General features: G+C 64.7%; 12 protein-coding genes, 1 tRNA gene and 1 pseudogene. 3 read left to right on the plus strand and 11 right to left on the minus strand.

Translation table 11 applies throughout. From position 1 onward, the window contains the following. Positions 1 to 2: 2 nt before the first annotated feature. From ihpC to P6U29_RS19820, 5 genes are all read right to left on the minus strand, one after another. Positions 3 to 3215 carry a divalent metal ion exporter subunit IhpC gene (gene ihpC, locus P6U29_RS19800; protein WP_407119081.1) on the minus strand — a complete coding sequence of 1071 codons (3213 nt, stop codon included), beginning with the start codon at positions 3213 to 3215 and terminating at the stop codon, positions 3 to 5. Next, positions 3208 to 4185, minus strand: a complete 978-nt coding sequence (ihpB, locus tag P6U29_RS19805; protein WP_407119082.1) for a divalent metal ion exporter adaptor subunit IhpB — start codon at positions 4183 to 4185, stop codon at positions 3208 to 3210. Before ihpB ends, ihpC begins: the two co-directional genes overlap by 8 nt. Next, positions 4182 to 5456 (minus strand): divalent metal ion exporter subunit IhpA, encoded by a 1275-nt coding sequence (gene ihpA / locus P6U29_RS19810; protein ID WP_407119083.1) that lies wholly within the window; start codon positions 5454 to 5456, stop codon positions 4182 to 4184. The genes ihpB and ihpA overlap by 4 nt, the downstream gene beginning before the upstream one ends. 55 nt (positions 5457 to 5511) lie before the next feature. Further along, positions 5512 to 5874, minus strand: a complete 363-nt coding sequence (locus tag P6U29_RS19815; protein ID WP_407119084.1) for a hypothetical protein — start codon at positions 5872 to 5874, stop codon at positions 5512 to 5514. Between the two features lie 120 nt (positions 5875 to 5994). Continuing rightward, positions 5995 to 6231 (minus strand): hypothetical protein, encoded by a 237-nt coding sequence (locus P6U29_RS19820; protein ID WP_407119085.1) that lies wholly within the window; start codon positions 6229 to 6231, stop codon positions 5995 to 5997. Between the two features lie 358 nt (positions 6232 to 6589). On the opposite strand from P6U29_RS19820, the gene P6U29_RS19825 reads away from it, so the two are divergent. After that, on the plus strand, positions 6590 to 7480 hold the full coding sequence (locus tag P6U29_RS19825; protein WP_407119086.1) for a hypothetical protein: 891 nt from the start codon (positions 6590 to 6592) through the stop codon (positions 7478 to 7480). Between the two features lie 64 nt (positions 7481 to 7544). On the opposite strand, the gene P6U29_RS19830 is transcribed toward P6U29_RS19825, so the two are convergent. The 6 genes from P6U29_RS19830 to P6U29_RS19855 form a co-directional block, all read right to left on the minus strand. Continuing rightward, entirely contained in the window at positions 7545 to 8675 is a 1131-nt protein-coding gene (locus P6U29_RS19830) for an MFS transporter (protein ID WP_407119087.1), read from the minus strand. An 84-nt stretch (positions 8676 to 8759) separates the two neighbouring features. Beyond that, positions 8760 to 9260, minus strand: coding sequence for a hemerythrin domain-containing protein (locus P6U29_RS19835; protein ID WP_407119088.1), 501 nt, complete (start codon positions 9258 to 9260; stop codon positions 8760 to 8762). Between the two features lie 139 nt (positions 9261 to 9399). Next, positions 9400 to 10650, minus strand: a complete 1251-nt coding sequence (gene pepT, locus P6U29_RS19840; RefSeq protein WP_407119089.1) for a peptidase T — start codon at positions 10648 to 10650, stop codon at positions 9400 to 9402. Positions 10651 to 10767: 117 nt separating this feature from the next. After that, positions 10768 to 11082, minus strand: coding sequence for an HU family DNA-binding protein (locus P6U29_RS19845; RefSeq protein WP_035704017.1), 315 nt, complete (start codon positions 11080 to 11082; stop codon positions 10768 to 10770). A gap of 203 nt (positions 11083 to 11285) precedes the next feature. After that, positions 11286 to 11362, minus strand: a tRNA-Asp gene (locus tag P6U29_RS19850). A gap of 159 nt (positions 11363 to 11521) precedes the next feature. After that, entirely contained in the window at positions 11522 to 11725 is a 204-nt protein-coding gene (locus P6U29_RS19855) for a hypothetical protein (protein WP_407119090.1), read from the minus strand. A gap of 418 nt (positions 11726 to 12143) precedes the next feature. On the opposite strand from P6U29_RS19855, the pseudogene P6U29_RS19860 reads away from it, so the two are divergent. Next, a pseudogene (locus P6U29_RS19860) lies at positions 12144 to 12660 on the plus strand (MarR family winged helix-turn-helix transcriptional regulator). Positions 12661 to 12836: 176 nt separating this feature from the next. Beyond that, positions 12837 to 15083, plus strand: a complete 2247-nt coding sequence (locus P6U29_RS19865) for a TonB-dependent siderophore receptor (RefSeq protein WP_407119091.1) — start codon at positions 12837 to 12839, stop codon at positions 15081 to 15083. The last annotated feature ends 97 nt before the right edge of the window (positions 15084 to 15180 follow it).

A 15180-nucleotide genomic window follows, 5' to 3' on the forward strand; every position in this document is an offset into this window, starting at 1 on the left:
CTCTAGCGCTCCCCGGATGCTGCCAAATCAGACGTCATTGTAGGCGCTTCGGGCGCCACGTCACGACGGAAGAGAACGTAGAGCGCCGGCAGTACCAAGAGCGTCAGCACCGTCGAGGAGATGATGCCGCCGATCACGACGGTCGCAAGCGGCCGCTGCACCTCGGCGCCGGCGCCTGTGGCAAGCGCCATCGGCACGAAGCCGAGCGAGGCGACGAGGGCCGTCATCAGCACCGGGCGCAGCCGCGTCAGCGCGCCCTCGCGCACCGCATCCACGACGGCGCGCCCCTCGCTGCGCAGCCGCTCGATGAAGGCGATGATCACGAGCCCGTTGAGCACGGCGACGCCGGACAGCGCGATGAAGCCGACGCCGGCGCTGATGGACAGGGGAATGTCGCGCAGCAGCAGCGCTGCGACGCCACCGGTCAGCGCCAGCGGCACGCCGGAGAACACCAGCGCCGCATCCGCCGCCGATCCCATGCCCATGAACAGCAGCAGGAACACCAAGAGCAGCGCCACCGGCACCACGATCGTCAGCCGCTTGGTCGCGGAGACCAGCTGCTCGAACTGTCCGCCCCAGCCAATCCAGTAACCCGGCGGCAGCTTGACCTTCTCGGCGACGGCGGCTTGCGTCTCGGCGACGAAGGAGCGCAGATCGCGCCCGCGGACATTGGCCATCACCACGACGCGGCGCTTGCCGTTCTCGCGGCTGATCTGGTTGGGGCCCGGCGCGATCTCGATCGCCGCAACCGAGGAGAGCGGCACGTAGCGCGGCGTCATCCCCGATGCGCCCGGCCAGGCGGTTTTCGTGACGGCTGCGATGTCCTCGCCCGGCGGCAGCGGGATCGGCAGCGACTTGATCGTATCGGGGTTGGCCCGCAGGCTTTCCGGCAGCCGCACCACGATGTCGAAGCGCCGATCGCCCTCGAACAGCTTGCCGACCGGCTTGCCGCCGATCGCGATCTCGACGAGGTTTTGCACCTCGCTGAGGCTGAGGCCGTAGCGCGACAGCGCCTGGCGGTCGAGCTTGACGGTGAGGATCGGCAGGCCCGCGATCTGCTCGGTCTTGATGTCGGCGGCGCCCTCGATGCCGCGAACCACGCCGTTGACCTGCTGGGCGATGCCGGCGAGCACGTCGAGATCGTCGCCGAAGATCTTGACGCCGACGTCGCTGCGGATGCCGGCGATGAGCTCGTTGAAGCGCATCTGGATCGGCTGGGTCATGCCATAGGCGGTACCGGGCAGGGTGTTGGCGGTGCGTTCGAGCTCGGCCACGATCTCGTCCTTCGGCTTGGCCGGGTCGGGCCATTCCTCGCGCGGCTTCAGCGTGACATAGGTGTCGGCGGCATTCGGCGGCATCGGGTCGTTGGCGATCTCGGCGGTGCCGATCTTGGAGAAGATGGTCGCGACCTCCGGCACCTGCTTGATCGCCTTTTCCAGGCGGAGCTGCATGTCGACGCTCTGGGTCAGGCTGGTGCCGGGAATCCGGATGGTCTCGATGGTGATGTCGCCTTCATCGAGGCTCGGAATGAACTCGCCGCCCATGCGCGTCGCGGCAAAGATGCTGCCGGCGACGATCAGCACGGCGCCGAGCGCGACACTGCCGCGGTAACGGATCGCGCGGTCGAGCAGCGGCAGATAGAGCCGCTTGGCGGCCCGCATGAAGACGTTCTCCGTCTCCGAGACCTTGCCGGTGACGACAATCGCAACCGCGGCGGGGACGAAAGTGACCGACAGCAGCGCCGCGCCCGTGAGGGCCATCAGCACGGTCAGCGCCATCGGCGTGAACATCTTGCCCTCGGTGCCGGTCAGGGTGAGGACCGGAAGATAGACCACGGCGATGATCAGCGTGCCGAACAGGCTCGGCTTGATCACCTCGCTGCTTCCGATGCGGATGGTCTGGAGGCGTTCGTCCAGCGTCAGCAGCCGGCCGCGGCGGTGCTGCTCGGCCGCAAGCAGCCGCAGGCAGTTCTCGACGATGATGACCGCGCCGTCGACGATGATGCCGAAATCGATCGCGCCCAGACTCATCAGATTGGCGCTGACCTTGCTCTCGACCATGCCTGTGATCGTGAACAGCATGGAGAGCGGGATGACGCAGGCCGTGATCAGCGCGGCGCGGATGTTGCCAAGGATCAGGAACAGCACCGCGATCACCAGCGCCGCACCCTCGACGAGGTTCTTCTCGACGGTCTGGATGGTGGCTTCCACCAGATGCGTGCGGTCGTAGACGGCGCGCGCGATCACGCCGTCGGGCAGCGATTTGGCGATCTCCGCGAGCCTGGCCTTCACGCGCTGGGCCACGGTGCGGCTGTTCTCGCCGATCAGCAGCATGGCGGTGCCGAGCACGGTCTCGCCGCCATTCGCCGTCGCAGCACCGGTGCGCAGGTCCCTGCCTTCGCTGACCTCGGCGACATCGCGGATGCGCACCGGCACGCCGCCGCGCGAGCCGATCACGATGCCCCTGATGTCCTCGATGTTGGCGACCTGGCCGGGAGCGCGTACCAGATATTGCTCGCCGTTGCGCTCGATATAGCCGGCGCCGACATTGGCATTGTTGGCGGCCAGCGCCGTCATGATGTCGCGGAAGCCGAGTTTGTAGGCCATCAGCTGCCCCGGAATCGGCAGCACATGGAACTGCCGCTCATAGCCGCCGATCGAGTTGACCTCGATCACGCCGGGAATGGTGCGCAGCTGCGGCTTGATGATCCAGTCCTGGATGGTGCGCAGCTCCGTCGGCGTGAACTCGGCACCCGTCGGCGACTTTGCGCCGGCCTTGGTCTCGACTGAGTAGACATAGATCTCACCGAGCCCGGTCGAGATCGGCCCCATCGCGACCTCCGTGCCTGCAGGCAATTGGTCCTTCGCCTGCTGGATGCGCTCGTTCACGAGCTGGCGCGCGAAATAGATATCGGTGCCGTCCTGGAACACGACGGTGACCTGGCTCAGGCCGTAGCGCGAGATCGAGCGGGTGTAGTCGAGCCTGGGCAAGCCGCCCATTGCAGTCTCGAGCGGAAAGGTGATGCGCTGCTCGGCCTCGAGCGGCGACAGCCCCGGCGCGTGCGTGTTGATCTGGAGCTGGACGTTGGTCACGTCAGGCACGGCATCGATCGGCAGGCGCGTGAAATTCCAGGCACCAAGGGCACCGGCCGCGAGGGCGAGCAGGACCACGAGCCAGCGCTGGCGGACGGAGAAGGCGAGGAGGGCGTCAATCATGGTCGGCGTCTCCCTTGCCCATCTCCGCCTTGACCACAAAACTGTTCTCGGCGACGTAGCGCTCGCCGGCCGAAAGGCCCGCGCGGATCTCCACGAATTTCGGATCGGAGTCGCCAAGCTCCACCGGGCGCGCCTCGATCTTGTCGCCGTCCTCGCGGACGAACACGATGGTCCTGTTCTCCAGCGTCTGGATCGCGCTCCGGCGCACGGCGACCGCGACATTGCGCGCGGCGAGGATCAGCCGCGCCGTCACGAACAGGCCGGGACGAAGCCGGCCGTCGGGGTTGGCCAGCACCACGCGCGCCAGCGCGGTCTGGGTCTCGCTGCTGCCGATCGGCGCCATGTAGGAGATGGTGCCCTTGATCTCGCCGCGGCCGTCGTCGGGATCGATCAGCACCTCGTCATTGATGCGGACGCGCCTGAGGTCCTGCCGATAGATCGACAGATCGACCCAGATGGTCGAGAGGTCGGCGACCACGAAGGCCGGTTTCTGCTCGGAGGCGTATTCGCCGAGCGAGATCTGCCGCTCGATGATGGTGCCGGCGATCGGCGCCTTCAGCTCGTAGACGGTGAGGCTCTGGTTGCTCTCGATCGCGGCGAGCAGATCGTCCTTGCCGACCTTGTCGCCGATCCGCTTCAGGATGGATTTGACGACGCCCGGAAAGCGCGGCGTCACCTGCACCACAGTTTCCTGATTGGCGCGCAGGATGCCATTGAAGGACAGCGTGTCGGTCAGTGTGGCGCTCGCGGCCTCCGCCAGGGTCACGCCGGCGGCGGCCAGCTTGACGTCGGAGATGCGGATGCGATCGGCGCCGTGCTCGTCCTGCTCGACATGGTCGTTCGGCTTCTTCTGTTCGGAATGCTCGGCATGCTCGGTGCGTGCGAGCTTGGCAGGGGCGAGCAGGGAATAACCGTAGGCGCCGAGCGCGGCGGCAACGATGGCGAGGAGAATGGTGGAGGAGGTCCTCATCGTGCGCTCTCCCGCGCCAGCGTGAAGGGATTGCCGACGAGGCCTTCGATGGTTGCAACGCCGGCATAGAAATTCTGCAGCGCCTCCTGCTCGCGAAGCCGCGCCTGGGTGACGCTCGCTTGGGCGTCGAGCACCTCGAGCAAGGTGAAGCGGCCCTGGCCGTAGCCCTGCGAGATCGCCTCGGACGCTTCGACGGCCTTCGGGATCGCGGTCTCACGCAGCACCGCGAGCTCGCGCAGCGAGCCCTGCAGCGAGTCGTAGGCGCGGCCGGCAATCACGATCAGCGCGTTGCGATTGGCCTCGCGCTCGGCGCGGGTCTTGGCGAGGCTTTCCTGCGCCGAGAGGATGTTGCCCTGGTTCTGGTCGAACACGGGGATCGGTACCGAGAGAGTGAGACGAACGGCGTCGTCATTGGTTTCGTTGTAGTGGCGCCAGCCGGCGGCGATCCGCACGTCCGGATAGGGCTTGAGCCGGGCCAGCAGCAGCTCGGCATTGCGCTGCGCGTAAACGGCGGTCCAGCGCACCAGTTGCGGATTGGCATCGATGGCGGCGACCACCGCCTGGAACGAGGGCGGGCGTCCCGTGATGTCGAGCCGGCCGGAGACCTCGCCGAATTTTGCGGCGGGATCGCCCATCAGCACCGCAAGCTCGCGCCGGGCACTCGCCAGCGTCGCCTTGAACCGCTCGCGGTCGGCTTTCACCAGGGCGGAGGCGACCTCGGCACGGCCGGTCTCGGCCGGCGAGGAGGCGCCGGCTTCGACGCGGCGGCGGAGCAGCGGCGTCAGGCGATCGATGGCAGCGATCTGCTCGTCGAGGATCTGGATGCGCCGCTGTGCGCCGAGCACGCTGAGGAAGGCGATCGCGGTCTCCGACAGCACCTCCAGCCTGATGGCCTTGCGCTGGATCGCGGCGACTTCGACCCCGGCAACGCCTGCGGCAATCCGCGCGTCGCGCTTGCCGAACAGCTCGAAGGCCTGGCTGATCTGCAGCGTGGTCTCCGCCGATCGCGTCCCGCGATATTTGCCGGAGCCGAATGAATCGTCCTGTTCGTAGGACAGTTCCGGATTGAGCAGCGCGCCCGCCTGGATGCGCTGGCCCGTAGCGATGCCGACGTCGCGTTCCGCCGCCGTCAGCCGCGGGCTCGCGGCCAGCGCGCGCGACAACGCACTCCGCATCGTCAAAGTCTGGGCGTGAGACGGCGCTAGCGCCACTCCGGCAATCAGACACGCCGCCGCGCACGCGAGGCGCGCAGCCATTCCCCTGCAAAACATGAAACCGACCTGTGAAGGATGAACCTAATGGGCGCGGGACGCCCGACCAATCCGTTCAGGCAATATGTTTGGGAGGCGGGGAGTCGGTATCCAGGACAATTCCGGCGAGCCGGGGTGCACGTTGCGGGCTTGCTGCGGACACGAGCGTAACCGATGCGGTCAATGGCGCCTGCTGCGTCACCGTCAGCGAGAAGCAGCCATGGCAGTGATGGCTGCCGATGATCTTATGGTCGCTGTTGCCCGCGGGGCCATCAAGGACCGCAGCGATCTCCGAGCCGCCGCCGGGCGAGGTGACGTCGATGTCGTGCGAGCCGTGCAGCGTGCTCGCGAGCAGATAGACCGCCGCGATCAGCACGGACAGCAGCCCGCGCCAGTTGCGCGAGCTGCAGGATCCTGAGGGCTGGCGGTTTGCGGGCACGATGTCACTCTGGGTGCGGTCTGTGCTCGGCCTAGCATGGGCGCGGGAACAGTGTCGACCCGCAACATTGTTACGTCCTTGGAACAATTGCCGCAGCGGTGGATACGTCGCCAGCGCCTCTCACTGGCGGATAATGACGCGCCGATGTGGGGCCATGGCGTCCATCATAGGGGCCGGCTCCGGAGCGTCGCTGCCGCCGTCAGCCTCCATGGCGATGACGGCGTGACAGCTCGCTTCCATCGCCCGTTCCAGCCATTTGATGGCTTCGTCGATCCATTGGTCGTGGTGCTCGGGATCGGCGAGAGCCTTCTCCCGGAATGCATTCGCCTGATGCAGGCATGCCGTTCTGCGATCCACGCGCCTCTCCTGACCTGGAGGTTCCGCCCCATTGCATCATTGATGATCCCGGCCCTGGCGTCCTTAACATAGGACAGGGGCGGGCAAGCTGGCCGCAACGCGGAAAGGCCCCAGCCGGACGAACCGGCTGAGGCCTCATGTGCTCACATTCTCTATCCTTGGGACTTGGGCGGATAATTCCCGACTCGCCGGTTCGTTCCCGCCGATCTGTCCAATTTGGAACGTTCCTCATACCTCGCGATTAGCGAGCAGAAGAAAGTGAGGAGGACGGACATGGACGGACTGATTTATCTGATCGGCTTGATCGTCGTCATCATGGCGATCCTGTCGTTCTTCGGCCTGCGTTGAGAGCGCCGCGATGACGGTCGAAACTCTCATGCGGGAAGAAATCATGGAGGGCGGCCTGACGGGCGAGTCTCCCCGCATCGTCCAGTGGAGTTCGGTGTTCGCAGGCGCACTTGCTGCAGGCGCAATGTCGTTCATCCTGATCAGCTTTGGTGTCGCCATCGGCCTGGGTGTCAGTTCGGCCTCGCCGTCGTGGCGCGATGCCTCGGCAGCGCTGGCGCTGCTCTCCGGGCTGTATCTGATCATCCAGGCCATCATCAGCTTCGGCTTCGGCGGTTACATCGCCGGCCGGACAACGCGACCGGCGCTGGCGCCGGCCAAGATCGAGGGCGATGACGATCGTCGCGACGGCCTGCATGGCCTGACGGCCTGGGCTCTCGCGGTGCTGCTGGGCGCAGCTCTGCTCGCGCTTCTCGGCGCTGCTGCGATCGACCGTTCGCCGATGCGCAGCTCGGCAAGCAACATGTCCGCGGCCGAGCCGCTGCTGAGCTATGAGCTCGACAAGCTGTTCCGCGCGCCGCGCCGCGCGCCAAACACTGATCTCAGGGAAGCCCGCGCCGAAGCAGGACGGATCCTGATGACGTCGTCCAGCCACAGCGGCGTCAGCACCGATGATCGGGCCTATCTCGTGCAAGAGGTCGCCGCCATCACGGGACTGGCGGCCCCTGACGCCGAACGGCGGGTCAATGCGCTGATCGCGGACTCGAAGACGGCCATCAACCGTGCCAGGCGCAACTCGATCATCGTGGCGTTCTCGGTCGCAGCCGCGACCCTGATTGGTGCTGCGGTGGCCTGGGCTGCGGCCGTCGCCGGCGGACGGCATCGTGATGGAGAACCGTTGCCGAACTGGATGGCGAGTTCAAATCGCTTCCATCGCAATCCGCGCGCGATGCCGGTGCCGTAGGATCGCTCGCGCAAGATCGTGTCGGCCGCTCTCGTTGGCGGGTGCGACCGACTTCCCTGGCTAATCACTGGGTGGCTGGCTGCCCTTGCGTTTGCCGTGCCAGGGCGAAGACCGGCACCGCCGATAGCTGCATCGCAATCGAAAACACGATCAGCGCCGTCATCGAACGGTCGTAGAGGACGCCGGTGACGATGCTGCCGGCCAGCCACCCAACGCCATAACCAGCGTAGTACAGACCGAACGCCAGGTTGCGCTTTCCCTCGGGAAGCACCTCGGCGACGAGCGCCTTGAGCAGGGTATCCTGGGTCGCGTAGCCGACACCCCACAACAGCATGCCGATGAGCACCAGTTGAAAGTCTCCGAGGAACACGAGCGGTGAGAACGGGGCGGAGAGGCACACCGCGCCGATCACCACGGGGAGACCGAGGTGATCGTAGAGCCTGCCCAGGGCGAGACTCGCGAGCACGCCGAACGCCGTCGAGACTGCCAGCAAGACTGGAATCCACTGCTCGGAGGCGATCTTCGATTTTGATAGATGGTACGAGATCAGCTCGAAGCTCATGAGGCCGGCGGCAAACAAGGCACCCGCCAGCATGTACAGCCAATACGGACGAGCGAAGCTTCGCGCCGGCGCCGTTTGGCCCTGCTCGAGCCGGGACGGCAACGGGAAATTCGCGCGTGCGACGACCAGCGCAAGCAGCGCGGACATGGCGGATATCAGCAGAAGCGCATAACCAGTCCGATAGTCTCCTTTCAGGAGCAGGACCAGGGCGATCAGAAGCGGGCCAATGGTGGCCCCGATCTCGTCCAGCGCGGTGTTGACAGCGTAGACCCATCCCTTGCCGAGCTCGCCCGTGGTGTAGGAGAGCATCGCCTCGACCGTCGGCTTGCGCAGCGCGCGTCCGATTCTTTCGGCAAGAATGAATGCGGCGGCCGTCTGCCAATTCCAGGCAAGCGCCATGGCTGGAACCGCAAACAGGTTGATGACGTAACCAGCGAAGGTGATGAGCCAATAGCGACCGGTGCGGTCTGCTAGGTAACCAGCACCGAGCCGCAGCGAATAGCCGAGGAACTCACCCGCACCGGCTGTGATGCTGACGGCCGCCGCGCTTGCGCCGAGCGAGGCCATGAAGGGACCATTGATGCTCGCGCCGCCCTCGTAAGTGACGTCGCCGAACAGATTGACCACGCCCATTGTCAGCACGAAAGTGAAAGCGGGCGAGGCGTGCGCGGGAATTTTTTTCATAGCCCTGATCCTGGCGGGCTGGGGAGCCGCCGCTTAGTGCGGCGTGAACTGCGCGAGGTCACGAATGCCCATCGTCTGCTCGAGCTCTGCGACGCGCGCAGCCATCCTCTCGAAGCCGTCCTCGCCAAAGAGCTGGTGCTCCTTTCTCTCGAACTCTTCCGCCATCGAGTCGTACTCGTTCGTTGACACCAGATCTTTCAGCTTCGGGAAGAGATCGGTGTCCTCGCGCGCCGCATGCGGCCTGTACATCCTGATGAAGGACTGCATTGCCGCCACGAGCTGTCTGCGGTCGTCGACACTGCTGCGGCCCGAAGGGGCCAGCCTGATGATCGTTTCGGTGACATTCCGGCCGGCCTGATGCTGCGCCAACAGCGTATCGACGAGGTCGATCATCCGTCCGGCCTTCTTGAAGCGCGGGAAGACGTGCTCCTCCTCGGATTTCTCATGATAGTTGTTGATGAAGTCGCGGACGATTTCGTAACGGTGCTCCTCCGGTGAGGTCGGCGACCCCGCCTGGTCGGGCCATGGCGTCACAGCGGCGCTCTATCGGGGCTTTCTGAAGCGGACAGGCGGTAACGGCCGGCGCACCGACCGGTTCCTAGGCTCGGCCGCACCGGCGCGCTGTCGGGATGGGCGCAGCGGGTAGCCAGGTTCGCCTGTGTCGGTACGAGACCTAGGCCCGTTCCTCCCAGATCATGGCCAGATGCACGATCGTCTGCACCGCCTTTTCCATGTCCTGCCGGCTCACCCATTCGAGCCGCGAATGAAACGCGTGCTCGCCGGCGAAAATGTTGGGGCAGGGCAGGCCCATGAACGACAAGCGCGAGCCGTCCGTGCCGCCGCGGATCGCGGTGCGCATCGGGCGCAGACCGGCACGGCGGATGGCTTCGATGGCGTATTCGAGAACGTGCGGGTGACGATCGATCACCTGCTTCATGTTGCGATACTGCTCGCGCACCTCGAACTTGTATGTCGAGCGCGGATAGTCCTTCATCACGTCCTTGACGATGGTCTCGAGCACGACCTCCTTCTCCTTCAGCCCTTCCTCGGTGAAGTCGCGGACGATGAAGGAGAGGGTCGCCTGTTCCAGCGCGCCCTCGATGCCGATCGGATGCAGAAAGCCCTGCTTGCCCGAGGTCGTCTCAGGCGAGCAGCCCTCCTTCGGCAGGCGTTCGATGATGGCGGCTGCGATCTTGATCGCGTGCTCCATCTTGCCCTTGGCGTAGCCGGGATGGGCGCTGACGCCATTGATGGTGATGGTGGCGCCGTCGGCCGAGAAGGTCTCGTCCTCGACGCAGCCGGCGCTCTCGCCGTCCATGGTGTAACCGAAATCGGCGCCCAGCTTCTTCAGGTCGACATTGTCGACGCCACGGCCGATCTCCTCGTCCGGCGTGAACAGGATCTTGATGGTGCCGTGCTTCACGTCGGGATTGTTGAGAAAGAAATGCGCGGCATCCATGATCTCGGCGACGCCGGCCTTGTTGTCGGCCCCCAATAGCGTGGTGCCGTCGGTGGTGATGATGTCGTTGCCGATCTGGCTCTTCAGCGCGGAGTGCTCGGCGAAGCGGATCACCTGGCTGGTGTCGCCCGGCAGCACGATATCGCCGCCGCGATAGTTCTTTACGACCTGCGGCTTGACGTCCTTGCCCGTGACATCGGGCGAGGTGTCCATGTGCGAGCAGAAGCAGATCACCGGCACCTTCTTGTCGGTGTTGGCCGGGATGGTGCCGTAGACATAGCCGTAATCGTCGAGATGCGCGTCCTCAACGCCCATCGCCTTCAGCTCGGCGGCGAGCACGCGGCCGAGATCTTTCTGCTTCTCGGTCGAGGGCGAGCTAGGGGATTCCGGATCGGACTGGGTATCGATGGTGACGTAGCGCAGGAAGCGCTCGGTCACGGTATGCGAAAAGGTGAGGGAGGACATTTCTGGTTAAACCGCCGGGCTTAGGGAGCAGGTCTTGGGACGCAGGCGGTATATCAGAAAAGCGGATCATGATGCGGCCAGAACGAGCTCCGATCAGGGCCTAATGAATCGTAAGTGCTAGATCGCCTCTTTCAGTTCCTTCACCGGGCGGAACGCGACCTTCCTGCTCGCTTTGATGTGAATCGCCTCTCCCGTGCCAGGATTGCGGCCGGTGCGGGCGGCGCGCTTGCGGACCTGGAGGATTCCAAGGCCCACGATACGGACACGGTCGCCCTTCTTGAGGTGCTTGGCGATCAGGTCGACCATGTCGGTCAGGACGGCTTCGGCGTGCTTTTTCGATAGATCCTGGCGCTCCGCAATGTCAGCGGCGAGGTGCTTGAGCGTGATTGTGGCGGGAGCGGCTGCCTTCTTCGCCGAATCCTTCTTAGCCATGACTGGCCTCCTCGGGTTATCCAATGACAGGGAGTCCCTGGAAAAAGCCGGGAATGCGGGGATCCCTCTAAGTCCTTTCAGGCGTAGACGATTCGGGCGCGGGCTGACTATGCCGAGAGTTCCCGGCGGACGCCTGCAATGGCTCGCAGAGCCGCGAAAGGCGTCGAGAAGTTCGGGCTAAGACTATGAGAGGATTGCCAAAATGGCGCGAGAGACGGGGCTCGAACCCGCGACCTCCGGCGTGACAGGCCGGCGCTCTAACCAACTGAGCTACTCCCGCGTGGTTCGCTGAACGCGCGCGGAACGAGGGGGACTTAAAGGGGGGACATGGTGAAGTCAAGGACGTTGCGCTTCCCCAGGGCGTCCCGGCCAAGCATTGCACTGGAAAACGAAAAAGGCCGCCTGGAGGCGGCCATTGGTCAGCTCGGAAGAGACCGCATCAGCGAATCTCCGACGTCCCCGCGCTCGTCACCACCACCGGCTTGCCGGCCTTGATCACATGGGTGGACTGGGCGGTCTGGCCGTAATCGGCATGGGTGCGGGCTGCGATCCCGAAGCCGGCCACGACGATGCCGGCCACCAGCGCCACCACCACGATCTTCAGGTGGGTCGCACGATCAGCAGAGTGAATAGAGTGGTTCATCTGAGCCTCCCGACGGGCTTTGCCGCCGTCTATGGGCTCTTCTACTAAGGGCGATCTGTTTCCGGATGGTTTCGCGGGTTCCGCAAAATGATTTCATCTGGCTGCGCGGCGAGTTTCGCCGGGCGGTTGGCCTGCAGCGGAGTCAGGCGGCCGCCGGCTCGATCCCCGGATCGCGGGCGGCCCAGACGAACAACAGGACGCCAAGCGTGGTCGTGACCGCCGCCGAGAGCACGGAGTAGTGCACGGCGTCCGCACCACAATGCCATGAGAATGTCGTTGACCATACCCGCCGCCACCGGACGGGCGAGGCCGAGGTGATCGCGCGGCTCACAAGTTCGAGCGGTCCTCGCGGCGGCTTATTTGCGCCCGCCGTGACCCGGGCTTGGCACGCCCCGGCTTTCTTGGCAGAGGTGGGCTCATGAGCCAGACCGAGAGCAGGAACGCGTCGAGGTCGTCGAAATCGGACGACAGCGAGGCGGCGGCGCCCATCACCGCGATGCTGTCGTCGCGGCTGATGGTGCTCGCCAATTTGCTCAAGCGCGGCGCCATCCTGCGCTACAAGCGCCTGACTGGACTGAACTCGGTCGAGTTCGGTCTCGTCGCTTCGCTCGGCCGGCGGCCGCCGATGAGTGTGGCGCGGCTCGCCGAAGCCGTCGGCCAGGACAAGGGACAGATCAGCCGTGCACTCGCCAATCTGCTGTCGCGCAAGCTGATCGCAAAAACGGCCAATCCGAAGGACAAGCCGCGAGGTGCTGATCTCGCTGACCGCGACGGGTCTCGCCGCGCATGATGCGATCGTCGACGGCGCGCAGGAGCGCAACGGCCGCCTGCCGGAACATCTGAGCGAATCCGAACTCCATGCACTGCTGCGGCACGTCGATCAGCTCACGGCGATCGCCGCCGAGATGCTCGAGAGCGAGAAGAATTTGCGCTGATCTCGCTGCAACACGCGGAACTATTGGAGCGCTTCTAAGAGCCCTTCTAAGAAGCTTTCAATTAGGGAAATCGCGCGCCCTCACATAAGCGTCACCGCAAGCGCATGCCGTTCCGGGACAGGCGGCATGATGCGTCAAACATGCAGCTTTGGGGTGGCGCGTTGAACAGTCTTGGAATGCTGCGGTCGGCCGTGTTGGCGACCGCATCCGCTTGGGTCTTGATGCCGCAGGCATCGCTCGCACAGTCCTCCGCGCAGAGTGGCGCGCAGAACCTGCCGTCGGTGACCGTCACCGCGCCGGAAGCTCGGAGACGTGCTGCTGCGCCCCCACAGCGCCGTGCGACGCGGTCATCGGTGCAGGCCGATCGAAACAACCCGCAGCCGCGGCGCGACGTCGGCTTCGTCGAGACGCCGCGTGGCCCGGTGCACGGTTACGTCGCGAACCGCAGCTCGTCCGGCACCAAGACCAACACGCCGATCATGGAAACACCGCAATCGGTGTCCGTCATCGGCGCCGAGCAGATCCGCGACCAGAAGCCGAACAAGCTCGACGAGGTGCTGCGCTACACCGCTGGCGTGCGGGCAGGGACCTTCGGTGCGGACACCCGCAACGATTGGTGGCTAATCCGCGGCTTCAAGTCCGACGACATCGGACTGTTCCTCGATGGCATGCAGCTGTTCTACACCTCCTATGCGAGCTGGCGTCTGCCGCCGTCCAACATGGAACGCGTCGAGGTGCTGCGCGGTCCGTCCGCCGTGCTCTATGGCGGATCGAGCCCGAGCGGCATCGTCAACGTCATCAGCAAGATGCCGCCGGCCGAACCGATCCGTTACATCGAGACCGGCGTCAACAATTTCGGCAACGCCTATATCGGCTTCGATTTCGGCGGGCCGGTCGCGACGCAGCCTCAGGACGGCAAGCTGTTCTACCGCGTGGTTGGCGAGGTCAGGAACGGTGGCACGCAGGTCGACTTCACGCCCGACAACAACTACTTCATCGCACCGTCATTCACCTGGAAGCCTGATGCCGATACGACCTTCACGGTTCTCGCATCGGCGTCGAAGACGGACACTCGCGGCATCAACTTCCTGCCCTACCAGGGCACGGTGACCAACGCGCCGTTCGGGAAGATTCCGACCAGCTTCTTCGTCGGCGATCCCAGCGTCGACAAGTTCACGCGCGAGCAGGAGATGCTCGGCTACCAGTTCGAGCGCAATCTCACCGACGACCTCACGTTCCGTCAGAATGCGCGGTTTGCGCATATCGATCTGACCTATCGCGGCTACATCGGCAACGGCTGGGACAACATCAATACGGCCACGATGGCCCGATATAATTGGTATGCGAAGAACACCGCGAACCAGGCCAATCTCGACAACCAGCTGGAGTATCGCTTCAATACGGGGCCGGTGCGACACACGATGCTGTTCGGCGTCGATCTCAGGGGCTATCAGATCGACGACTATCAGAATTTCAATTTCGGCACTGTCCCTTCGATCAACGTCTTCAATCCCGTCTACGGTTTCAACATCCCGCTCACGGGCGCTCCGTTCCGCAACTTCCTCATCACGCAGAAGCAGGCGGGCACCTATCTCCAAGATCAGATGAAGCTCGGCAACTTCACGCTGGTGCTGAGCGGCCGCAATGACTGGGTCGAGACGACACAGGCGGCCCGTGATACCGGGGCCACGGTCGCAAGCCGCGATGACAGCAAGTTCAGCGGGCGGGCCGGGTTGATCTACAATTTCGACAGCGGCATCGCACCCTACGTCTCCTATGCGACGAGCTACAATCCGGTCATCGGTCTCAACGCCAGCAACCAGCTGTTCCTGCCGGAGACTGGACAACAGGCCGAGATCGGCGTGAAGGTCGCGCCGAAGGGGTTCGACGGTTATTTCACGGCTTCGGTGTTCGATCTGAAGCGTCAGAACGTGGCGACGACCGCGGGCACGCCGATCTTGCTCAACCAGACCGGTGAGGTGACCTCTCGCGGCATCGAGCTCGAAGCGGTGGCCAATGCCACGAAGGAACTCAAGCTGATCGGCGCCTTCACCGCCTATCACCTCTTCAACAGCAGGGATCTCGATCCGACGCTGGTCGGCAAGACGCCGACCAACACGCCTCAGCTTCTGGTCTCGGGGTGGGCGGACTACACGTTCAAGGATGGGCCGCTTGAAGGTTTTGGTTTCGGCGGTGGCGTGCGCTACGTCGGCTCCTCCTGGGCCGACCCCGCCAACACCCTCGAGGTTCCCGCGGTGGTGCTCGGCGATCTCGCCCTTCATTACGAATGGCAGAACTGGCGCACGGCCATCAACGTGATCAACGTGACCGACAAGATCTACGTCGCGAGCTGTTCGTTCCCGACGTCCTGCTTCTATGGCGACCGCCGGCGCGTCACCGCCAGCGTCTCCTACAAATGGTGAGGACAGGCGAGGGCAGGACCGTGGCGGCAGGCTCTGGGACTTGGACCAACTGATCGTGACGGTCCTTCGGCTCCGCCTGGACGACCGCTGATCTGCC

Source organism: Bradyrhizobium sp. LMG 9283 (genome assembly GCF_045571415.1).
Classification (GTDB): Bacteria; Pseudomonadota; Alphaproteobacteria; order Rhizobiales; family Xanthobacteraceae; genus Bradyrhizobium.